Origin of the sequence: Marinobacter sp. ATCH36, from assembly GCF_023555055.1 — a bacterium.
Classification (GTDB): domain Bacteria; phylum Pseudomonadota; class Gammaproteobacteria; order Pseudomonadales; family Oleiphilaceae; genus Marinobacter.
On sequence record NZ_JAMJPL010000003.1, the window covers coordinates 404,817 to 426,981 of the forward strand.

20 protein-coding genes and 2 tRNA genes are annotated in these 22,165 nt (G+C 55.9%); 9 read left to right on the forward strand and 13 right to left on the reverse strand.

The features are described from left to right. The first annotated feature begins 150 nt into the window (after nt 1–150). Both M8010_RS12755 and M8010_RS12760 read left to right on the forward strand, forming a co-directional pair. Complete coding sequence (locus tag M8010_RS12755) at nt 151–972, forward strand: hypothetical protein (protein WP_250091723.1); 822 nt, start codon at nt 151–153, stop codon at nt 970–972. 156 nt (nt 973–1,128) lie between these two features. Next, nucleotides 1,129–1,560: a universal stress protein gene (locus tag M8010_RS12760; RefSeq protein WP_250091724.1), complete on the forward strand. Its 432-nt coding sequence runs from the start codon at nt 1,129–1,131 to the stop codon at nt 1,558–1,560. Between the two features lie 33 nt (nt 1,561–1,593). Here M8010_RS12760 and M8010_RS12765 read toward each other — a convergent pair whose 3' ends face one another. From M8010_RS12765 to M8010_RS12775, 3 genes are read right to left on the reverse strand one after another with little or no spacing between them, the layout of a single operon-like run. Beyond that, nucleotides 1,594–2,265, reverse strand: coding sequence for a DUF6901 family protein (locus tag M8010_RS12765; protein ID WP_250091726.1), 672 nt, complete (start codon nt 2,263–2,265; stop codon nt 1,594–1,596). After that, nucleotides 2,262–4,190: an ATP-binding cassette domain-containing protein gene (locus tag M8010_RS12770; RefSeq protein WP_250091728.1), complete on the reverse strand. Its 1,929-nt coding sequence runs from the start codon at nt 4,188–4,190 to the stop codon at nt 2,262–2,264. Before M8010_RS12770 ends, M8010_RS12765 begins: the two co-directional genes overlap by 4 nt. Before the next feature lies 1 nt (nt 4,191). Further along, nucleotides 4,192–5,001 carry an MOSC domain-containing protein gene (locus M8010_RS12775; protein ID WP_250091729.1) on the reverse strand — a complete coding sequence of 270 codons (810 nt, stop codon included), beginning with the start codon at nt 4,999–5,001 and terminating at the stop codon, nt 4,192–4,194. An 82-nt stretch (nt 5,002–5,083) separates the two neighbouring features. Between M8010_RS12775 and M8010_RS12780 the strand changes: the two genes are divergently transcribed. Beyond that, entirely contained in the window at nt 5,084–5,737 is a 654-nt protein-coding gene (locus M8010_RS12780; protein ID WP_250091731.1) for a protein-L-isoaspartate(D-aspartate) O-methyltransferase, read from the forward strand. Nucleotides 5,738–5,765: 28 nt separating this feature from the next. Here M8010_RS12780 and M8010_RS12785 read toward each other — a convergent pair. Both M8010_RS12785 and M8010_RS12790 read right to left on the reverse strand, forming a co-directional pair. Beyond that, nucleotides 5,766–5,841, reverse strand: a tRNA-Gly gene (locus M8010_RS12785). A gap of 227 nt (nt 5,842–6,068) precedes the next feature. Further along, complete coding sequence (locus M8010_RS12790) at nt 6,069–6,671, reverse strand: DUF924 family protein (protein ID WP_250091733.1); 603 nt, start codon at nt 6,669–6,671, stop codon at nt 6,069–6,071. Nucleotides 6,672–6,768: 97 nt separating this feature from the next. Between M8010_RS12790 and M8010_RS12795 the strand changes: the two genes are divergently transcribed. The 3 genes from M8010_RS12795 to M8010_RS12805 all read left to right on the forward strand — a co-directional run bounded on the left by M8010_RS12795 (nt 6,769) and on the right by M8010_RS12805 (nt 8,299). Continuing rightward, nucleotides 6,769–7,137 (forward strand): sirohydrochlorin chelatase, encoded by a 369-nt coding sequence (locus M8010_RS12795; RefSeq protein ID WP_250091735.1) that lies wholly within the window; start codon nt 6,769–6,771, stop codon nt 7,135–7,137. Between the two features lie 78 nt (nt 7,138–7,215). Beyond that, a complete protein-coding gene (locus tag M8010_RS12800) occupies nt 7,216–8,121 on the forward strand; it encodes a TIGR01777 family oxidoreductase (RefSeq protein ID WP_250091736.1) in 906 nt (301 codons plus the stop codon). Nucleotides 8,122–8,223: 102 nt separating this feature from the next. Continuing rightward, nucleotides 8,224–8,299 (forward strand) — tRNA-Glu (locus tag M8010_RS12805). Nucleotides 8,300–8,315: 16 nt separating this feature from the next. On the opposite strand, the gene ccoM is transcribed toward M8010_RS12805, so the two are convergent. After that, complete coding sequence (gene ccoM, locus M8010_RS20145) at nt 8,316–8,477, reverse strand: cytochrome c oxidase subunit CcoM (RefSeq protein WP_250091737.1); 162 nt, start codon at nt 8,475–8,477, stop codon at nt 8,316–8,318. Nucleotides 8,478–8,720: 243 nt separating this feature from the next. Here ccoM and M8010_RS12815 point away from each other — a divergent pair, with 243 nt between their 5' ends. The 3 genes from M8010_RS12815 to pta are packed head-to-tail and all read left to right on the forward strand — an operon-like array spanning nt 8,721 to nt 14,524. Next, entirely contained in the window at nt 8,721–11,135 is a 2,415-nt protein-coding gene (locus M8010_RS12815; protein ID WP_250091739.1) for a bifunctional diguanylate cyclase/phosphodiesterase, read from the forward strand. A 27-nt stretch (nt 11,136–11,162) separates the two neighbouring features. Continuing rightward, the gene (locus tag M8010_RS12820; RefSeq protein ID WP_250091742.1) at nt 11,163–12,371 is read left to right on the forward strand and encodes an acetate/propionate family kinase; all 1,209 of its coding nucleotides are present in this window, start codon (nt 11,163–11,165) and stop codon (nt 12,369–12,371) included. Next, nucleotides 12,371–14,524 carry a phosphate acetyltransferase gene (gene pta / locus M8010_RS12825; protein ID WP_250091743.1) on the forward strand — a complete coding sequence of 718 codons (2,154 nt, stop codon included), beginning with the start codon at nt 12,371–12,373 and terminating at the stop codon, nt 14,522–14,524. Before M8010_RS12820 ends, pta begins: the two co-directional genes overlap by 1 nt. A 32-nt stretch (nt 14,525–14,556) precedes the next feature. Here pta and der read toward each other — a convergent pair whose 3' ends face one another. The 7 genes from der to pilW form a co-directional block, all read right to left on the reverse strand. Beyond that, a complete protein-coding gene (gene der / locus M8010_RS12830) occupies nt 14,557–15,981 on the reverse strand; it encodes a ribosome biogenesis GTPase Der (protein WP_250091746.1) in 1,425 nt (474 codons plus the stop codon). A gap of 62 nt (nt 15,982–16,043) precedes the next feature. Beyond that, nucleotides 16,044–17,216 (reverse strand): outer membrane protein assembly factor BamB, encoded by a 1,173-nt coding sequence (gene bamB / locus M8010_RS12835; RefSeq protein WP_502846218.1) that lies wholly within the window; start codon nt 17,214–17,216, stop codon nt 16,044–16,046. Then, the gene (locus M8010_RS12840) at nt 17,216–17,872 is read right to left on the reverse strand and encodes a YfgM family protein (protein WP_250091748.1); all 657 of its coding nucleotides are present in this window, start codon (nt 17,870–17,872) and stop codon (nt 17,216–17,218) included. The genes bamB and M8010_RS12840 overlap by 1 nt, the downstream gene beginning before the upstream one ends. Before the next feature lie 51 nt (nt 17,873–17,923). After that, entirely contained in the window at nt 17,924–19,204 is a 1,281-nt protein-coding gene (hisS, locus tag M8010_RS12845; RefSeq protein WP_250091750.1) for a histidine--tRNA ligase, read from the reverse strand. A gap of 40 nt (nt 19,205–19,244) precedes the next feature. Next, nucleotides 19,245–20,363: a flavodoxin-dependent (E)-4-hydroxy-3-methylbut-2-enyl-diphosphate synthase gene (gene ispG, locus M8010_RS12850; protein WP_250091752.1), complete on the reverse strand. Its 1,119-nt coding sequence runs from the start codon at nt 20,361–20,363 to the stop codon at nt 19,245–19,247. A gap of 33 nt (nt 20,364–20,396) precedes the next feature. Further along, on the reverse strand, nt 20,397–21,392 hold the full coding sequence (locus M8010_RS12855; protein ID WP_250091754.1) for a RodZ domain-containing protein: 996 nt from the start codon (nt 21,390–21,392) through the stop codon (nt 20,397–20,399). Further along, complete coding sequence (pilW, locus tag M8010_RS12860) at nt 21,382–22,146, reverse strand: type IV pilus biogenesis/stability protein PilW (RefSeq protein ID WP_250091847.1); 765 nt, start codon at nt 22,144–22,146, stop codon at nt 21,382–21,384. The genes M8010_RS12855 and pilW overlap by 11 nt, the downstream gene beginning before the upstream one ends. Between the last annotated feature and the right edge of the window lie 19 nt (nt 22,147–22,165).

Here is a 22,165-nt window from a genome sequence, read left to right on the forward strand (position 1 = left end):
TGAATTGTTGTTAATCAAGCAGCTGTAGAGGTTTTTGCATTTGCGCCTGTCCTGCCCCGCAAAACTGCTTGATTGGCCGGCCCAGTTACTTTACCTTCGGCTTACGACTTTAGTCCACAATAATAAAGTAGCCTTACGGAGACCCATCCGATGAAAGACGCTCACCTGCGGGTACGTTCACTCGTAACCGCCCTTGCACTGCTATTGATTGTTTCCTTTACCGCTCGTGCCCAGGAGGCAGGAAACGGCTTCCTTTCCAATCTTCACGACTTCCGCGTCAGTAATTACGTGGCGCTGGACGCCTACTATCGCTTCAGTGCCTCCGGCGATACCGAAACACTGAACGAGATCGTAGCCGCCATCAACGAGGCCAACGATTCGATGAATTCGGTCGCCGACAGCACCGCCGGCGTGCTCTCCGGCAATCAGGTTGAAAGCCTTAACGTGGAATTCGACAAGTTCAAGGATCTGATGCGCAGCAATATCAACGACGTGCGTAATACCGGTTACCCTGACCTGCGTCTGGTTTCGGACATGGCGAACCAGGCCCTGCTGATGAGCCAGGTAGCATCAGAGATGTATGCTGTGGCGCAGGAAAGCTCGGAAACGGCAATCAACAGCCGTATTGAAGCGGCTCGATCCGCCGCAGTCACCATGGCCCAGATGATGGCAAAGTATTCCGCGCGCACACACTCGTCAGTGGCCCAGACGTTTCAGGGCTCCTCCAACGATATCCCTCTGGACGAACAGGCACGCCTCTTCGACACTTTGCTTGCACAGGTAAACGAGGGTGACTCACAGGGCCAGTTGAAAACCACTCTGAATGACCTGACATCGAAGTGGGAATTTATCCGCGGGTCCTACATCAATTACAACGACAACAACGTCGCGTTTGTGATAGACCGTTACTCCAAAGGCATTCTCAGGAGCCTGGAAACAACCATCGGGCTGTTGCGGGAAACCGCGGCCTGATATCACCGTGGCCGGGGCAATCCAATGCCCCGGCTTCGCCAGACCATCCCGCTTATCGCCCGTTTTTGATACCCGTCAGTATTGGTTTACACTTTTAAGGTACAGTAATCTCTGGATAAGCCCCGTTTCAGACTTCATCCGCGAAGGAGCGATGCGATGTCAATCTATCAAAAAATCCTGGTGGCCATTGATCTGACAGAAGAAGCCCCGCAGGTTCTCAACAAAGCCGTGGAGATCAGCAAGGCCCATGGTGCGCAACTCATGCTGGTGCACGTGGTGGAACCGGTGGGCTATGCCTATGGTGGCGACATCCCCATGGACCTGACGGAACTACAGGACCAGTTGGACAAGGCAGCAAAGGATCAGCTTACCCGATATGGCGAGCAATACGGTGTGTCGAAAGAAAACCAGGTGGTGACCGTTGGCCGCCCAGAGTCTGAAATCCACCGTCTGTCAAAGGAACAGAACGCTGACCTGGTCATCGTTGGAAGTCATGGGCGCAAAGGCTTTCAATTGCTTCTCGGCTCTACTGCCAACGGCGTCCTGCACGGAACCGTCTGCGACGTACTGGCCGTTCGGATTCAGTAGCGCGACGCGACACTAAATCTGTGGGGTGGCGCCTCAGGCAGCGCCATCTCCCTGCATCTTTGCCTGCAGCTTACGAAGTTGGCTTTCCAGGGAGAAGCTTACACTGGACGCCATGGAAAAGAAGTTGAGCAGCGCCTTGAGGTTACTGTCGCCCTTGCAGACGGAGTGGATGCGCTGCCACAGTGCCTGATTGACCAGTTGTAACCGCTGATTCCTCTCCACCAGGCCTTTCAGGTCCCAGTCCGGCTCCTGATGATTGCGTTTCGCCAGGTACTGCTGCAGCAGGTAGTGGGAAACGCTTCGCATGATGAATTCGTCATTACTGGCGAAAGGCAGATGGTGTACCGCCATCGGTTTCAGCTCGGACAGCACCGGACAACCACTGGTGGCCATTTTAAGCCCCAGCAGAGAACGCAGGGCTTCCTCAAGCGTTGTTGACTTGGAGTAGGTCCTGCGGTCGTCGGTAACCACGACGTCAACTTTCTGATAGGCGTCTTCTGCCTGAAACTGGTTCACCACCGGCAGTATTTTGACAGCCGCTGGGCATTGCGGCGATTCCGACACCTTCAGGGGGCAGTTCGAGCACTGGCAATGGTCCAGTTTTGTCCAGGCAGGTAAATTAGCTTTTGCGACTGCCGGTTGATCCGTCACCTTGAAATCCACGGACCGATTATCTTCAAATCTGAACTGATACGTTACATTCATTGATTCGCCTGTTCCTCCAGCTCCATCCATCGCTCGATAACCTTTTCCAGACGGGCCTCCCTGTCACCCAGTTCAGCAAGTGTTGCGGACACATCATCCGCCGGCGCGGAATAAAACTCCGGGTCCGCAATTTGCTGCCGCAAGCCTTCCAGCTCACGCTCCAGTTCTTCGATCTGGCCCGGCAACTGTTCCAGTTCCAGCTTGAGTTTGTAGCTCAGCTTGACCGGCTTGGCTTTAGCCGTTCCGGTTTCCGTCGATACAGGCTTCGGAGCCTCTGGTTCTGGCTTGTCGTTCATCGGCGGCCTGGACACCTTTCGGTTACCGCCCTCGGAGGGAAACCGTCCGCCCTGTCTTCGCCAGTCAGAATAACCGCCAACAAATTCCGCTACCTTACCGGAGCCGTCCAGAAATACGGTGTCGGTGGCCACATTGTCGAGAAATTCCCGGTCGTGACTGATCACCACCACAGTACCCGCAAACTCCACCAGCCTGGATTCAAGCAGTTCCAGGGTTTCAACGTCCAGGTCGTTGGTTGGCTCATCCAGTACCAGAATGTTGGCGGGTTTGCTGAACAGTTTGGCCAGCAGCAATCTTGCCCGTTCGCCACCAGAGAAGACATGCACGGGAGAGCGTGCGCGCTCCGGACTGAACAGAAATTCCTGCAAATAGCCCAGCACATGCTTGCTCTGGCCATTGATTTCAATGAATTCACGCCCCTCGGAAAGGTTGTCCAGTGCATTACGTTCCAGATCCAGCTCTCCCCGAAGCTGGTCAAAATACGCTACTTGCAGGTTGGTGCCCAACCGGATTCGGCCTTCTGTGGGCTTGAGATCCCCCAGCAGCAGGCGGACCAACGTGGTTTTACCGGTTCCGTTTTCGCCAACCAGACCAATCTTGTCCCCTCGCAGGACCGTCATATTCATGTCGCGGATAACCGGGGTACCGTCAGGATAAGCAAATCCGGCTTCGCTGGCTTCTACCACCAGCTTTCCGGAGCGGGCCGCATCCTCCACCGAGAAGCTGGCCGTGCCACCACGCTCGCGCCGTTGCCGTCGCTCTTCACGCATGGCCTTGAGTGCCCTCACCCTACCCATGTTGCGGGTTCTGCGGGCTTTGATACCCTGGCGTATCCAGGCTTCTTCCTGCTTCAGACGCTTGTCAAACAACGCGTTTTGACGATCTTCCTCCTCCAGCGCCTTTTCCTTGAGGTCCAGGTAACGGTCGTAAGTAGCTGCAAAGCTCACCAGATGGCCCCGATCCAGCTCTACGATTCGCGTTGCCATCCTGCGGATAAACGCCCGGTCGTGGCTGACAAACAGTATCGCGCCCCGGAACTGCGTCAGAGCCTCTTCCAGCCAGGCAATGGCAGGCACATCCAGGTGGTTGGTGGGTTCGTCCAACAGCAATACGTCGGGTTCTGTGACCAGTGCACGGGCCAGAAGGACCCGCCGCTGCCAGCCACCGGAGAGCGTATTCAGCTGCTGGTCAGGATCAATGCCATACTGGGCAAGAATAGCACCTACTTTCTGGTCGAGCCGCCAGCCATCAAGTGCCTCCAGACGCTCCTGAACCTTCATCATTCGATCAAGGCTTGCCTCATCGGCGTTCTGCGTCAGTTTGTGAAATTCGGCAAGCAAATCACCCGTCTCGGGAAAAGCGCCGGATACGGCTTCATAAGCAGTCCGCGTGTCGTTGACAGGCAGGTTCTGGGGCAGCACCGACAGCTTTGCGCCATCTTCCAATCTCACAACACCGCCGTCCGGCACCACCTCACCGGTGACGATTTTCAGTAATGTGGATTTCCCCTCCCCGTTACGCCCGAGAAGGCACACGCGTTCTCCGGGTTCCATGGTCATGGAGGCCTGGTCAAGTAATGGCTGCATGCCAAAAGCCAGCGATATGGCATCCAGCGTTAACAATGGCACGTTATTGATTCTCCGTGGTCTTAGTCTTTGATAGGGTCACCGGGCTTCCGACATGGATATCCCCGGCTGATTCATGAATGGCATTCATTCCAAAAATCACTCCGTCTGGGGTGCGCCGGTAAGTGCCAAGTTCGCGCAGTGGCTGAAGATCTGCTGATTTCGTACCAGCATCGGGATCTACGGTGGTCACGACACACCGAGAACAGGGTTTGACCAGGCTGAATTCAAGATCGCCGATGAACAGCTTCTGCCAGCGGTCTTCTTCCCAGGGCCCGGCACCCTCAACGACGATGTTGGGCCTGAACCGACGCATTTCCACTGCCGTGTCCAGCCGTGAGTTCAGTTCCTCCAGTGAAGCAAGATTGGTAATCAGGAATGGAAAACCATCAGCAAAACTGACCCGACGATACTCGGTAACCCGGCTCGCATCAACGCGGCGGAAGGTGTCATCAGGCATATAAACAAATCGAAACCCCTGGCCGCAATAACGCGACAACGCCTCTGAGGCCTCATGCCCACCGTATACTGCTCTCGCCCAGTCTCTCCAGACCCTCACACGACACTCCTGCGTGCCCGTCATGAGCGGGAACTCCCCTTCTCCAGGAATGTCGACGACCACCCGCCCCCGTTCAAGCCGAGTTCCTATCCGGGCCAATTCCGGGTTGCTGCGTTGAGTGATGAACTCCCTCTCCGCATCAACGATCATCCAGCGTCTGTCACCTGCCGGGCCAAAATCATCCAAATCAAACGAGGAGACCTCAATTCCGGCCAGCGATTTGACCGGATAGACATATAATGAATGTACCCGCATGGCGCCTCCGAAAGTGGTAAGTGTAAAAACGTGATCACGGAGTATACCCGACAAACGGGGGCCAAGGCTTCAGGAGAGGAACATGACCAGGGAACCGTTTCAGCGCAAAGATAAAAAGCTTTTCCTCGATCTGCTGGCGCGAAGAGGCATCAGGGACAAACGGGTACTGAAAGCCATGGCGGCCGTTCCGCGGGAGGCCTTTGTTGGCCAGGCTTTGGTTGACTCTGCCTACCAGGACTCCCCGTTACCGATCGAAGAGGGACAGACCATATCCCAACCCTATATTGTTGCCCTGATGACTGAAGCGATGCGGCTTGGGCCGGACAATACCGTGCTGGAAATCGGCACCGGCTCTGGCTACGGAGCGGCTGTTCTGGCGAGTATCGTGCAACAGGTATATACGATCGAACGGCACCAGGTACTGGCAGACCATGCCAGCAAACGCCTGGCAAAGCTTGGCTATGACAATATAGCGGTTCGTTGTGGCGATGGTACGCTTGGTTGGCCTGAGCACGCCCCTTTTGACGCAATCGTTGTTACGGCCGGAGGGCCTGGCGTTCCGGAATCCCTGATCAGTCAGCTAACCATTGGCGGGCGATTGGTGATTCCGGCAGGCGCGGATCAACACCAGCAACAACTGTTACGCATTACCCGCCTCTCGGAGAATAAAACAGAGACTGAAGACCTGGGAGGAGTCAGGTTTGTTCCGCTTATCGGTAAAGAGGGTTGGAGATAACGCAAAACTGGAAGGTGTGATCATGAAATGGAGCGGGAAACGAGATTCGAACTCGCGACCCCAACCTTGGCAAGGTTGTGCTCTACCAACTGAGCTATTCCCGCTTGATCAACGGAGGCGTATTCTACGGATTCATCTTTGCCCGTCAACTGTTTTTTATCGACGAATACCGTTGCTTTTTTTCATGCCGGCGCTCAACTACGGCTACCCGCTGGCGCAACGCTGTCCGCTACCTGACTGGTCTCACAATTCAACTGGCCGTATTCGCGAACCCACTCTTCGTTCACATAGTCTGCCCCGGGAATAACGATGGCACATTAGCGGTTCCTCACTACTGACCGAAGCGCTTGCCTGACTCAAGATAGATCGCTTCTTCCGGGGTGGAATCTCGCTTCAGGGCTTTATTTCGGTGAGGAAACCGCCCGAACTTACTGACAATATCCCGGTGATCTCTGGCTGACTGCAGAAAACTCTCCATAAAGTCACCAGCAATGCCACCGGTGGCCGTGGCCAACTGCTCGTAGCAATCCACAGAAAGATTCTGGTCTTCCCTTTTCTCTGAATGCTGCAATGGCATGTAAAGAAAGGCCCGCTGAACCGCCGGCAACGCCATGTCATGCCCACTACGCATGGCACTTTTGCAAAGCCTGATGGCCAGTTTGTCATTGTCGAATGCCAGGGCCCCACCCCGGTGGATCTGGCGAGTGAACTGGTCCAGCAGAATAATCTCCGCTAACGCACCACCGGGCACACTTCTCCAGTGTCGTAACCCGTCTTCGGAGGCAAACAGCACCATCGATATAAACCGCCGGCGGATCTCCTGATCAAAGGCACGCGAAGAGCGAAACCAGCGATTGCGGTGCTCACTATCCGGCAGCCCGTGTTCATCAAGTTCACCAAACCAGAAATCCAGAATCTCTTTCCAATCGAACATATGGTTTACCCTGTTGCGTCACGGCAGGCCGGTTTTGGCGCCGGCGCTGCTACACTTTACGAAAGCTACCCGGCTTTTGGTCATCCCAGGAGATACTATGAACGACGACCCCAGAATTATTCTTCTCGCGCATGGAAGCAGTGACCAGCGCTGGTGCCAGACCTTTGAAAAGCTTGCCACGCCAACGCTTGAATCAGTGGCTGGCTCTCGCATTGCCTATATGGAGCTGGCGGAACCCTCGCTGGAAACCATTATCCGCGACGGCAAAGAAGACGGCATCAATACGTTCATCATTATTCCTCTGTTCCTGGCCGCGGGCCGTCACCTGAGAAAAGACGTACCGGGGATGATAGAAGAGCTCCAGGCGGCTCATAATGTCACTATCACTCTCGCGCCACCGATCGGGGAAAACCCGCAATTGGGCAATGCAATCCGGGATGTCGTTAACCAGGCGCTCGAGCGATAGAAACAGCCGGCATAATAACAGACGGTTGTGGTACCTGCGCATGCAGTGAAAGCGGCAAATCATAAGGGGTGGAAGATCATGGGAAAACGGATTTTGGTGACCGGTGGCACGGGCTTCATAGGCCAGTTGCTGTGCCAGAAACTGATCGCAGACGGTCATAGCCTCACTGTTCTGAGTCGTCAACCGGCACACAATGTTCAGTCTGCGTGCGGTCGAGTCGAAGCGGTAAACGACCTTGACGAATTGAAGGGTAGTGAGGGTTTTGATGCAGTGATCAACCTGGCCGGGGAAGGTATTGCGGACAAACGATGGTCCGAGTCACGCAAACAGGAACTCAGGGATAGCCGTATCGCGCTCACCGATCAGCTGGTGAACATCAGCCTCAGTTGGAAGAAACTCCCCCTCGTTATGGTGTCCGGTTCAGCCGTTGGCTTTTATGGTGACCAGGGCAGCCAGCGAGTCACCGAGGATACGCCGCCTCATGATGAGTTCACCCACCGGATGTGCAGCGATTGGGAACAGGCCGCGTTGCGACTGGAAACCAGCGGAGTACGAGTGTGCCTTTCCCGCACGGGTGTCGTGGCAGGGCCCGGAGGAGGTTTTTTGCAACGCATGTTGCTGCCGTTCAAACTGGGGCTCGGAGGCCGCCTGGGCAATGGCAGGCAATATATGCCCTGGGTGCATCGTGACGATGTGGTCGCGGCATTGACCTGGATGATGGATAACGAAAGCGCCAAGGGAGCATACAACGTTGTCAGCCCGAACCCGGTAACCAACCGTCAGTTCACCAAATGCCTGGCCGGGGTTCTCGGGCGGCCAGCGATATTTCCCGCCCCCGCTCCAGTTCTGAAAATTGCACTCGGGGAGATGTCCAGCCTGCTACTCACAGGGCAAATGGCAGTACCTGAACGGCTTGAAGCTGAAGGATTCCAGTTCCGGTTTCCCGACCTCAGTCCCGCCCTCGCGGATGCGGTTCGATACTGAGGGCTGTTTTTCAAGGATTAATTTTGAAAAACTGTTTGACAGCCCGGACCGGCTTACTTAATATACGCGCCACCTCGACGAGGCAAGGTTTTGAAGCGATGCGTCCCCTTCGTCTAGTGGCCTAGGACTCCGCCCTTTCACGGCGGCAACAGGGGTTCGAACCCCCTAGGGGACGCCACCTTTCAGCTTCTCACCTATGATTTACGGCCTTCACGGGCTGACTTCTCTGAGTGCCTGCCATGGTCTCCAAGCTGATGCTTTGAGTCCTTCAACACGAAAACTCCTACGCCAACGAAAAAGCCTACCATCAGCAACACGGTTACGATTCCTGCAATAACAACTGCGTCGGTATACATCGTCAATTCCTCCAGACAATCCTGATCAATTGAGCCCAGATTACGCCTGCCACCGTGGCAGCATCTTGACCTGTATCAATGGCACTGATGACGGCACACACGAAAAAATCCTGAACCGCACCACATTTCTTTCGATAATTCCTGTATTTGCGAGGCATTCGCGAAAAACTGCTGCTATAGTCCTGAGTGTACATTTCGCAATTCGTTATCAAACCTCCTTGCGCGGCCGAAGTAATATAGGACATGCAAAATCTTTTGACTCGCCTGCAACGATTTAGAACCGGGTCCCCGCTGTCCTTCCGGCTACTTGCGTACATCCTGCTATTCAGCTCCCTGTTCACACTGATTTCATCTGCGGCCCAGATATATTCCGACTATCGCAAGGACCTGTCCCAGATCGACCGGCGCCTGAAAGTCATCGAGACCGGTTACACCTCCAGCCTGGCCCGAAGCCTGTGGGCACTTGACCAGAAACTGCTGCAGACCCAGCTCGAGGGCATACTCAGCCTTCCGGACATTGTCCATCTTCGGCTGAAAATTGAACCGGACTCAGAGTTGGTCATGGGCGATATCCCCCGAGGCGCCACGACCACCACACATACCTTCAATCTGAGCCATCAGGGCGATGACATGTTCACCCTCGGTCAACTGACCGTTACCGCTGACCTTAAACGGGTCTATTCAGATATGCGGCAAAAGGTTGTCGTGGTACTGACAACGCAGTTCTTCAAAACCTTCTTTGTGTCGATATTGATCATCTGGATATTCCAGTATTTTGTGGCCCGTCACCTCAGCACCATGGCCAACTATGCCCGCAACTTCTCGCTCAACAATCTCTCCAGCCCACTGCAGCTGGACCGACCGGATAATTCGTTAAACCGTAACGACGAGCTTGCCCAGGTAACGGATGCCATCAACCAGATGAGAGAGCGGCTCAATGACGATCTGGACCGCCAGGAACGGGATGCGGCTGAAATCAGGAAGTTCTCCAAAGCGATTGAGCAAAGCCCTTCGTCAGTGCTCATTTGCGATCGCCAGTGGCGCATCGAGTTTGCGAACCAGAAATTTACTCAGCTGACCGGCTATGATGCCGAATCAATCATCGGCAAACACCCCGGCGTGCTCTCGGAAGATGCCCATGCTCACCGGGAAAACCGCCAGTTATGGCAATCCATCCGTCTACAGGTCCAGCGTGTTGGCGTTTGGCAGGGTGAGATAAACAGCGTTCGTAAGAACGGTGAGCGATACTGGGAACAGCTGATTGTCACTCCCATCAAGAACTCCCAAAAAGAAGCAACGGGTTACCTCATCCTCGGCGAGGACATCAGTATTCGCAAACGGTATGAGCAGCAGCTTCTGCGGCAGGCGAATTACGACATCCTCACCGGTCTTCCCAACCGCATGCTGGCGCTTGACCGTCTCAAGCTGGCGCTGGCTCAGGCACGACGCGAGAGCTCCCTGGTCGGCGTCATGTTTCTGGACCTGGACAACTTCAAGCACATCAACGACACCCTCGGGCATGACGCCGGCGATAACCTGCTCATCGAAGCAGCACGAAGAATCTCCAGCTGCCTGCGGGGTACCAGCACCGTCGCAAGGCTCGGAGGCGACGAGTTTCTGGTTATCCTGCCTGGCCTGACGGGGCCTGAAGCCACCTCTCAGGTAGCGGAACGTATTCTCAAGACCTTTGCCCCGCCCTACCTGCTCAACAACCAGGAAGTCTTTGTAACCACCAGTATTGGCATCGCGATCTTCCCCAATGATTCGGATAACAGTGGCACCCTGCTTCAGCACGCGGATGCCGCTATGTATCAGGCCAAGCACAAGGGCAAGAGCGCTTACGCACATTTCGCGCCAGAGATGACCGAAGTTTCCCACGAGCGCTTACAGATGGAATCGCTCATGCGCAGGGCCCTGGAACAGAACGAGTTTGAACTCTATTATCAGCCTATTGTCCAAACGGATTCCGGTGAACTCTGCTCGGCGGAGGCACTTCTGCGCTGGAACAGCCCGGGCCTGGGGATGGTCATGCCGGACCGTTTTATCCCCCTGGCAGAGGAAACAGGCCTGATCACACCTATTGGAGAGTGGGTACTGCAGGAAGCCTGCATGGCGGCCATGCGCTGGAAAGAAAACACAGGCACCAGCATTGGCATATCAGTGAACGTTTCGCCCCGCCAGTTCCGGGACCCGGGTTTTATTTACACCGTTATGAGCGCACTGGAAACCAGCGGGCTCGAGCCACAGCAGCTGGAACTGGAAATCACGGAACGGCTGATACTGGATAACACCATTGAGACGGCCGATATACTTCGCCAACTGGACCAGTCCGGAATCCGTCTGTCAGTGGATGACTTTGGTACCGGCTACTCTGCGCTCAGCTACCTGAAGAGCTACCCCTTTGATACCCTGAAAATCGATAAGTCCTTTGTTCAGGACGTGATGAAAGAACAGGACGATGCCTCCCTGGTAAAAGCGATTATCAATATGGCTCACAGCCTCGGCCTGAGGGTGATTGCCGAAGGCGTCGAGGAAGAGGCACAGACCCACTTCCTCCAGCGGGAAGGTTGCGACTACTCTCAGGGCTATTTCTACAGCCGCCCATTGCCGGAAGGCGAATTCGGGGACTGGCTAAGAACCAACCATCGAGTTCGCTGAAAAACCACTGACCAGAATGGATTATGAATGAAAGGAACGATCCTTGTCGTCAATTGTGGCAGTTCGTCGCTCAAAATTGCCCTGTTTGATGAACAGCTGAATAAACTGGCCAGCGGTCTGGCTGAACGGCTTGGCAAAAAGGATGCCTTCGCCACGGTCAAAGGCCGCGCGGAGAAAATCAGGCTGGCCAACGCAGCAAACCACAAGGAGGCGCTTGATACCCTGGTGGCTGTGTTGCAGGACGCTGGACTGCTTGATGAAGCACCCGCTGCAATCGGACATCGGGTCGTCCATGGCGGCGAAACCTTTCGCGAAGCCGCGCTCATCAACGATGACGTACTAGCTGCCATAAAAGACTGCGCCAGCTTGGCACCGCTGCACAATCCTGTAAACCTGGCAGGAATCGATGCGACCACAGCCCTGTTCCCTGGCATCCCCCAGGTGGCAGTATTTGATACCGCCTTCCACCAGACCCTGCCTCAGAAAGCTTATCTCTATGCTGTTCCATTAAGCTTATACAAAGAATGGGGCGTCCGGCGTTACGGCTTTCACGGCACCAGCCACCAATTCATGACCAGGGAAGCCGCCCGCATTCTGGGCAAGACGCCCGCCACTACCTCCATTATTTCGGCCCATTTGGGCAATGGCTGCAGCATTACGGCCATTCGTGACGGTAACAGTGTGGATACCAGTATGGGCCTGACCCCCCTGGAAGGTCTTGTGATGGGCACTCGCAGTGGCGATGTTGACCCCGGCCTGTTTGATTTTCTGGCCAACAAGGGTGTAGCCGCGCAGGAAGTTCATCGAATCCTGAACAACGACAGTGGCCTGCTCGGACTCTCCGGCCAGACTAACGACATGCGCTCCCTTTGCGAACTGGCGGATCACGGCCACGAACCGTCGCACATTGCCATTGATGTCTTCTGCTTCAGGCTTGCCCGCTACATAGGTGCCATGATGACCTCCCTTGACCAACTCGATGCACTTGTCTTTACCGGCGGCATCGGCGAAAACAGCACCCTGGTGCGCAAGAAAACACTGGCTCAGCTGAGACTGTTCGGGTTCACCATTGACGATGAGCTGAACAATCAACATGGCTGCATCAGCGATGGGCAGATCGAGGGCGCCGACAGCCGTTTTCGTGTTCTGGTCATACCCACCAACGAAGAACTTGTGATTGCCAGTGAAGCCCTGGAAATGGCTGGCAAACCGCGAACCAACGCAGGGAGCCTTTGATGGCAAAAAACCTCTACATTGCGCCAACCTCCATGAATTCCGGCCTGACATCCGTGTGCCTGGGGTTGCTGCGCGCCCTTGAACGGGTGGGTGTCAGCGTGGGGTTCTACAAGCCGTTTCGCCAATCAGTCCACGAAGGCGAAGCCCATCACAATCGTGGTGAAGACACCTCCGTAGCGTTCGTTCGCGCTCGCAGTCACCTCGAACCTCCCGAGCCCATGAGCCTGAAGGAGGCTCAAAACCTTCTCAATACCGGCAAGGCCAACGAGCTGCTTGAAACCATTGTTGGCGAGTACCAGAAAGTCGCCAAAACCGTTGATGTGGTCATTATTGAAGGCTTGGTGCCAGATCGTACCGAGGCCTATATTGCCAGGCTGAATGTGGAAGTCGCCCGCAATCTCGGCTCGGAAGTTGTTCTGGTCAGTACCCCCGGCAGAACCGATCCGAAAACCCTGGACGAAGAACTGGATTTCTATGCCCGGCTGTTCTCCAGCCCCGCCGACCCTGAAGTAATCGGCGTCGTTCTCAATAAAGTGGGAGAGCCTGAAAAGTCGGAGTTTACCCCAAGGGTGAATTCCCGGGTCACTGAAGAAACGATTGATTATGGCCAGGCCTGCAGGGTCTTCAGTGAGGGCCGCTACCGCCTGCTGGCAGTCATCCCCTGGCAACCGGAACTAATGGCGCCACGGGTATCGGACATTGTTCGTGAAATGAATTCGGAAGTGCTTCACGAAGGGGAAATGCATAGCCGTCGTGTGCAGAAGGTAACCGTCAGTGCCCGCACCATTCGCAATATGGTGGATACCCTGAAACCTGGCACTCTTATGGTCACCCCCGGAGACCGGGAGGACATCATCGTGACCACCGCCGTTGCCGCACTCACTGGCGTTCCCCTGGCCGGCATAATGCTTACCGGCGGTTTGATGCCCGACGACCGGGTCATCGACCTCTGTCGCCGAGCACTGGAAACCGGGCTTCCGGTAATGAAAGCCGAAACCAACACCTATGAGACAGCGCACCGGCTCGCCAACCTTTCCTCTGCCATTCCGGTGGATGATCCGGGGCGGATCGAAAAGGCCATGGAGGCAGTTGCAACCCGTATCGATGCCGAGTGGCTAAGAGAACATCTGAAGGTAGAACGCCAGAGCCGGTTATCACCTCCGGCTTTCCGTTATCTGCTATCAGAGCGGGCCAGGTCAGCAGCCAAACGCATTGTGCTGCCGGAGGGTAATGAGCCGCGCACGGTGCAGGCCGCAATTATCTGCCACCAGCGCAAACTGGCTCACTGCATCATGCTGGGAGATCGTAACGATATCGCCAACGTGGCCCGCTCCCAGGGGCTGGAATTGCCTGATGACATGGAAGTGGTCAATCCCGCCGAGGTTCGTGGAGACTACATAGAACCCATGGTGAAACTCAGACAGCACAAAGGTCTGGCCCCCGATTTGGCTGAGGCAATGCTGGAAGACAATGTGGTTCTCGGCACGATGATGGTCGCTGAAGACAAGGCCGACGGTCTGGTATCCGGTGCCGTGCATACCACCGCCAACACGGTGCGCCCGGCGATGCAGCTGATCAAAACCCACGACCAAGCGAAGGTGGTATCATCGGTTTTCTTCATGCTGCTGCCGCAGCAGGTGGTGGTCTACGGTGATTGCGCCATCAATCCCGACCCGAACGCGGAGGAGCTGGCGGATATCGCAATCCAGAGTGCCGGTTCCGCAGAGGCCTTCGGTATTGAACCGGTGGTGGCCATGATCAGTTACAGCACCGGTGAATCAGGCAGCGGCAAAGACGTGGAGAAGGTGCGGGAAGCCACCAGGATCGCCCGGGAAAGGCGCCCTGACCTGCTGATTGATGGCCCTCTGCAATACGACGCCGCTGCCATAGAAAGCGTTGCCAGAAGCAAGGCGCCGAACAGCAAGGTTGCTGGCAAGGCCACGGTGTTTATCTTCCCGGATCTGAATACCGGCAATACCACCTACAAGGCCGTCCAGCGTAGCGCCAACGTGGTGAGTATCGGCCCCATGCTTCAGGGCCTGAGAAAACCGGTGAATGACCTTTCACGCGGTGCCCTGGTGGAAGACATTGTCTTTACCATTGCTCTCACCGCGGTACAGGCCAAACAGGTAGAGGATGCAGGGCTTATCTAACGGATCAGCCCTGCCCTGGCGCCCTGGCAGGCTCAGCGTTTCTTGCTCTTCATTCTCGCTTTCTTTTTTACCGGCCGGCCTTTCTTGATGTCATTGTCTTGCTTGACCTTCTGGCGGGGCGTCAGCCGGCTGACCTTGTTGGCAAACGGGTTCTCGCTGGAGCGGAACTCAAAGCGGATGGGTGAGCCGCTTACCTTCAGAACCTTGCGGAAAGTGTTCTCCAGATAACGCTTGTAAGCACCCGGCAGCGAATCCGTCTGGTTGCCGTGCACCACTATGACCGGCGGGTTGGAACCGCCCTGGTGGGCGTAACGTAGCTTGATACGGCGCCCCTGAACCAACGGGGGCTGATGCTGTGCAGTTGCATCCTGTAGAATGGCTGTCAGGCGATTAGTAGGCCACTTAGCCATCGCGGATTCATAACAGTCATGAACCGACTCGTACATCACGCCGACCCCGGAGCCGTGAAGTGCGGAAATATAATGCTTGTCGGCGTAATCGAGAAAATCCAGGCGACGCTGAACCTGTTCCTTCACCTTAGCCTTGTCTTCCGGGTCCATGCCATCCCATTTATTGACCGCGATCACCAGGGAACGGCCTGCATCCAGTACAAAACCAATCAGGTGTAGATCCTGGTCTACCAGTCCTTCCCGAGCATCGATAACCAGAATGACCACGTGGGCATCATCAATTGCCTGCAGCGTCTTGATGATGGAAAACTTCTCCACCGTCTCACTGACATTTTTGCGACGACGTACGCCGGCCGTATCGATCAGCGTGTACTGGTGGTCCATCCTCTCATAAGGGATGTAAACGCTGTCCCTGGTAGTGCCGGGCATGTCGAACACCACAACCCGGTCTTCACCCAGCATGCGGTTAACCAGAGTTGATTTGCCCACATTCGGGCGCCCGACAATACCGATCCGGATGCCGGGGTAGCGATCCGCCCTGTCCTGAGCCTCCCGCTCCTCTTCCGAGGGCAGCAATTCCTCAAGCATCGAACGAATGCCCCGGTTGTGGGAGGCCGCGATCAGGAAGGTAGACTGAAAACCAAGTCCGTGGAAATCGGATGCTGCAATATCCGGGTCCTGGCCGTCAGTCTTGTTGACCACCAGGTGTGCCCGTTTGCCGGTTTTACGCAGGTGATCGGCGATAAGCTCATCACCACCATTAAGGCCACTCTTGCCGTCCACCATGAACAGCACAATATCTGCCTCTTCAACCGCCTGCATCGACTGACGGGCCATCTCAGCATCAAGGCCCTCCTCGCCACCGGTAAGACCACCGGTATCGATAACAATAAACCGCTGGCCCTCGTAGTTGCCCTCACCGTATTTACGGTCACGGGTGAGGCCGGGGAAATCCGCTACAAGCGCATCCCGGGATCGCGTCATCTGGTTAAACAGTGTCGACTTGCCGACGTTGGGACGCCCGACAAGTGCAATTACAGGGGTCATAAACTTTCGCTACACAGTAAGCAGGGCCAGCGCTTCACAGCGATATGGCCGGAAAGGAACGCTCAGTCGCGCTCCCGAATTTTTAACACCGACATTCTACCGCTATTGCCGTAGACCAGAAGGTTTCCGTTTTGCAGGCGCTGAAAAGGCACACGCAAGCCATCATCGTCAAACTCGAGCTGGCCCTGAAGGCTACCGTCTTCCAGTGACAGCATGTGGATATAGCCCTCATAGTCACCGATAAGCAGATAGTCGCCATAAACGATGGGCTGGGTAGGCTGGCGCCACGACAACCTGTCCTGCGTCCACAATTCGCGGCGATCAGAACCACGGTAGGCAGTAATATCGCCATCAGCGCCGGCAATAAAGATATTACCATTACCAATCATCGGAGACTGCAGACTAGATTCGCTCCGGCTCCATATTTCCTGACCACTTTGCAGGTCAACCAGAGCCAGCTTGCCCTGATAACCAACCACCATGGCCGCACTCTCAAGAATCAGCGGCTCTCCGGCAACATCCACCAGTCTTTCCAGTTCTGTACGACCCTGGGGCTGGCCAACTTCATACTGCCAGACCGGTTGGCCGGACTCGGTAGAAATCGCCATCAGTTTGCCGTTGGCGAGTGAAGCCAGAACCAGATCTGCGCCCACCAGTGGTGATGCGGCAGCCCGCATGGACAGAACCGGCACATCGCTGTCGTATTGCCACGCTTTTTCACCACCATTGGTATTGAAGGCAAGGACTTTGCCGTCGATGGTCTGAACCACCACAAGACGACCATTCGATTGCGGCGAAGCCAGCGCTTCGTTGGGCAGAGGCTGCTCCCATAGCTCGGTACCATCCTCTCGCGAGAGGGCTTTCAACTGCGCATCGCGGGTGATCAGGTAGAGGTTGCCCTGGTCGCCACCAACGCCGGCACTGATATCCTCGTTCAGATCCTGATACCAGGCTACCGCACCGTTTTCCGGATCGACGGCCCAGATCTCACCTTCTGCCGATGCCGCATAGAGCATGTCACCGGCATTCAGAGGAGCCAGATAAAGGAATTTATCGTCATGGCCATCACCGACACTCATGGTCCAGACACTTTCCAGCTCAAGAGTGGCGGATATTTCGGGCACTGGCTTGGGCTGCTCAAAGGTATCCGAAGTGCTGCAACCGGCCAGTAGTGCCACCACCAGCAGGCTGATCAGAGGAACGGAACGCATCTGCCCTATGAACATCAGGGGCATCAGGCTCCCTCCCCTACGCCGAGATCCGATAGCTTGAGTTCAAGGATGCCGCTGCGTCCCTGCTGATTTTGATCTCTGGCTGCCAGATAGGCATCACGGGCGCCGTCGCGGTTGCCCTGTGCCAGCAGGATATCGCCTTTCAGTTCAGTGAAGACGGCGCTGAAGCTGCCGGCGTCATCCACGTTCTCGACCATGGCGAGGGCTTCATCGTATTGCTCGGCGGCAAAAAGCGCGCGGGCCAGCCGGTTACGGATCACCAGTGCCAGAGCGCCGGATTCACCCGCTTTTTCCTGCGCCCAGGAAAGAGACTCTATAGCCGCCTCTGCATCGCCCTGATCCATCATCTGCTGTCGGGCCAGCATCAACATACCGTAGATGGCGAATGCACTGTCGCTGTATTCTTCCCGCAGCGTCTCAGCCACGTAGGCCACTGTCTCGGCGCGGTTATCATCACTTTCATCGCTGTAGGCATTGATCAGGTCCGCAAACTGGGAGGCAGCCTCGGTGCGCTGCTGCATCTGATGGTTCTGCCAGGCCTGCCAGCCAAACACGATGGCCAGTGCCGCGGCGATGCCAATCAGGAGCGAGCTGCCGTTGTTCTTCCACCAGTCCTTGATTGCCTGGACCGTTTCTTCCTCAGTGCGCATTTCAGCCATGATGACTCCTGTAATAAATGGTTATTGTGCCTGTATCCGTTCGGTCGGCCATCAGCGGCCCAGCAATTCTTTCAGTACGCCCGCAAGCTCTGTCTGGTCAACGTCCTGCTGCGGTTCATCCGACCGTAGGGGCTTCAACCCCACCGTGCCCGCGGCCAGTTCGTTTTCGCCGAGAATCAGGGCATAACGGGCACCACTGCGATCGGCTTTTTTCATCTGGCTCTTGAAACTACCGCCGCCACAATGGCTCATGATTCGCGCTTCCGGCAAGACAGAACGCAGTGATTCGCCCAGTGCCAGCGCTGGCGCCACTGTTGCACCGCCCATGGCGGTCACATACACATCCACATTGCCGTTGGCACTGGATGGAACCAGATTGAGGGTTTCGAGTAGCAGAATCAGGCGCTCAAGCCCCATGGCAAATCCCACGGCAAAGGTGGGTTTACCACCCAACTGCTCAACGAGCCCATCATAACGGCCCCCGGCGCATACCGTACCTTGTGCACCAAGACTGTCGGTAATCCACTCAAACACGGTTTTGCCGTAGTAATCCAGCCCACGCACCAGCCGTGGATTTACCGTGTAGTCGATGCCAGCCGCATCCAGCAGTGCACGAAGCTCGCGGAAATGCTCTACGGACTCCTCATCGAGGTAGTCTTCCAATCTGGGTGCATCCGCCAGAAGCTGCTGGGTTGCAGAGTGTTTGCTGTCCAGAATACGCAGCGGATTGGACTCAAGGCGGCGCTGGCTGTCTTCATCCAGCTGGTTACGATAACCCGACAGGTAGGCTACCAGAGCCTCGCGGTATTCACGACGGGCTGCAGAGGTGCCAATGGAGTTGATTTCCAGACGGGTATGCTCGCCCAATCCGAGTTCGCGCCAGAGTCGGGCCGTCAGCACCAGCAATTCTGCGTCGATATCGGGGCCATTCATGCCAAAGCATTCCACGCCGATCTGGTGGAACTGGCGATAACGCCCTTTCTGCGGGCGCTCGTGCCGGAACATTGGGCCGGTATACCACAGGCGCCGGGTCTGGTTGAAAAGCAGACCATGCTCTTCAGCCGCGCGAACGCAGCCTGCAGTGCCTTCCGGACGCAGGGTCAGGCTGTCGCCATTGCGATCTTCGAAGGTGTACATCTCCTTCTCGACAATGTCCGTCACTTCTCCGATGGAGCGCTTGAACAGGTCGGTCTGTTCCACCACCGGCATACGGATTTCCTGATAACCGTATTGCGAAAGTACTCGCCTGACTGTGCTTTCCACAAACTGCCACACCGGCGTCTGTTCTGGCAGGATATCGTTCATCCCGCGAATTGCCTGGATCTTAGCCAAGTTACTACCTTATCTGTTTCAGTGATTTGGCGATCTGCACTCAGTCAGTCGAGCGGGTAATGATCGCGTCTTCTTTTTCCTTGCGACGGGCAACTTCTTCGCGAATCAGCCGCTCCAGGTCGTCGGTCAGGTTGGCGTTATCAAGTTTCTGATTCGGCTTGCCCGACATGTAGAACAGGTTTTTCGGGCTGCCGCCAGTCAGGCCGAGATCTGCAACCTTGGCCTCGCCAGGACCGTTGACGATACAACCGATAATGGCAACATCAAGCGACTCGTTGACATCTTCCAGCCGGGCTTCCAGATCGTTCATGGTCTGTATCACATCGAAGTTCTGACGCGAACAACTCGGGCAGGCGACAAAATTGATGCCACGGCTGCGCAATCGAAGGCTCTTGAGTATGTCGAAGCCAACTTTGATCTCCTGCACCGGATCCGCAGCCAGAGATACACGGATGGTATCGCCGATGCCATCCATCAGCAGCATGCCAAGGCCAATTGAAGATTTCACGGTACCGGAACGAAAACCGCCCGCCTCTGTGATACCGAGATGAAGCGGCTGCTCAATTTGTGAGGCAATCTGGCGATACGCCGCCACCGTCATGAACACTTCAGACGCCTTGAGGCTGACCTTGAAGTCCTGGAAATCGTGCTTATCGAGAATGTCGATATGACGCATGGCCGACTCCACCAGTGCCTCGGGTGTCGGCTCTCCATATTTGCGTTGCAGAGCCTTCTCCAGTGAACCGGCATTCACTCCGATGCGAATCGGGATATTACGGTCACGGGCGGCGCTGATGACCGCACTGACACGGTCATCACGGCCAATGTTACCCGGGTTGATCCGAAGGCAGTCCACACCGAGCTCCGCAACTCTCAGGGCAATGCGGTGATCAAAGTGGATATCCGCCACCAGTGGCACGGATACCATGGACCGGATTTTACCGAAAGCCTCCGCGGCATCCATGGACGGCACGGATACCCTGACAATATCAGCACCGGCTTCCTGGAGCGCACGGATCTGGCCGACGGTTGCTTCCACATCACAGGTATTGGTGTTGGTCATGCTCTGAACAGCGATCGGAGCATCACCACCCACAGGAACATCACCCACCATTATCTGGCGGGATTTACGTCTTTTGATCGGAGATTCGTGAATCATAGCCTGCCAACCGGAAAAGTGTGTTCGTAACTGTCAGATATCCAGAGTGAATTCTGCGCGGTTGTTGACGACCCGGAAACCGGACATATCTACCGGATCACCATCAAAACGTATTGTATCGATGGCATCAACGGCCCCTACAATCACGTCAATCGGCACCCTGCCGGACACTTCAATCCGGTCGCCATTTTGCTGCAGGGAACCCACGAGACGATTGCCGGCGGAGTCTGTTACCTGAACCCAGCATTCATCGCTGAACGTCATTTCCAACCGAGCGTTTCCAACTGCGGCATCCGGCTGCGCACTTTCCTCGAACGCTGGCTCTGGAGTACTGGTAACCACCGGTACGCGGCTCTCGCCAGCGTCGGCAGACGGTGCCGGTAGACTTACCTCTGCAACAGTCGACTCTTCCACCATCGGCTCGTTGTCCAACTGCACGGGCTCTACTGTCTCAGCCACTTCACTGGTGCCACTGACGACCTCGGAAGATTCGCTACTTTCAGGCTCTGCTTGCTCGGGCTCTGTTTGTTCCGGCTCCTGCTCCGCCGGCTCGCTCACCTCGGGCGCCGTATCGGAGCTGTCTGGTTCTTCCGGAGCGGAAGCCGAATCCATGGTGTCGACAAAACGAAGGCCAACAAACGCCACTATCCCGATAATCAGGATAAAGAACAGGAGCTTTGCCACCCGCCGCTTCTGACGCCTGCGGCGCTCAATATCGACCAGTGGATTCAGCTCTTCCGCCTGGGCTTTCTCCTGGCGTAGCGGTTCCAGCTCCTTATCGAGAGTCGCGATTACGGTATCCGGGTCTAGGTCCACCTGGCGCGCATAGATTCTGACATACCCCTTCAGGAACAGTTCACTGTCGATCTGCCCATAATCACCATCTTCAATGGCATGAATGACTGCCGGGCGCAGGTGTTGGGCATCAGCTACCGCAGAGACACTCAGCCCCTTTTGTTCCCGCGCACGCTTGAGTTGATAGCCTGCGGGCTCATTCACCACTGGCTGTTGTGTGTCATCACTGTCCATTTGAGGTCATCACCCTGTATTGTTGGTATTCCACAGAGTTCGGGAAATTGTTCTTCAATTGCAGCCCCAGACTGGACGCTTGGTCACGATCACCAAAATGGCTCGCAATACGAATTCCCGTGTAGAGGCTCTCCGGGGAGTGGCGAAGATTCTTGTTTCGTTGCATCAGAGTCGCCAGCCGACTGTAATGTCGGGATGCAGCCTGGTAGTTCCCGGACTCCACCAGCGTACGAGACAGGGCGAGCAGCGATCTGGCATCGCCGCGGGACAATTCAACAGCCCGTCGATAGGCAGTAATCGCACCCTCCAGGTTGCCGATCCTTTCTTCGGTCAGGCCCAGGTTGAAAAAGACCGAAGCTCTCTCACCATAGCCGGTGTCCCTGGACGCCGCGAGAAACTGATCACGGGCATCTTCAAACCGTCGCTGCCCATACAGGTAAGCCCCATAGTAGACTCGCCCGCGGGTATAATCGGGATCATTTTGCAGGGCTTCCCTGAACGACCTCTCTGCCAGCTCGGGTTCACCCTCAGATTGATAGATCAGTCCCTTGGCCGCCAGAGCACCCGGATTCTCCGGCGAAAGCTCCAACGCACGATCAAGGTGGTTTCTGGCCCGATCGATATTATCCTGACCAATGTAAGCCGTTGCCAGCTGAACATAGTTCCTGACCGCTTTGTCGCGGTCGGCTTCACGAGCGAACCGGCTGTCCGTGTTGGTCACACAACCTGTGACCAACATTGCCAGCAACACCATGGCAAATGCCGCCCGGCCC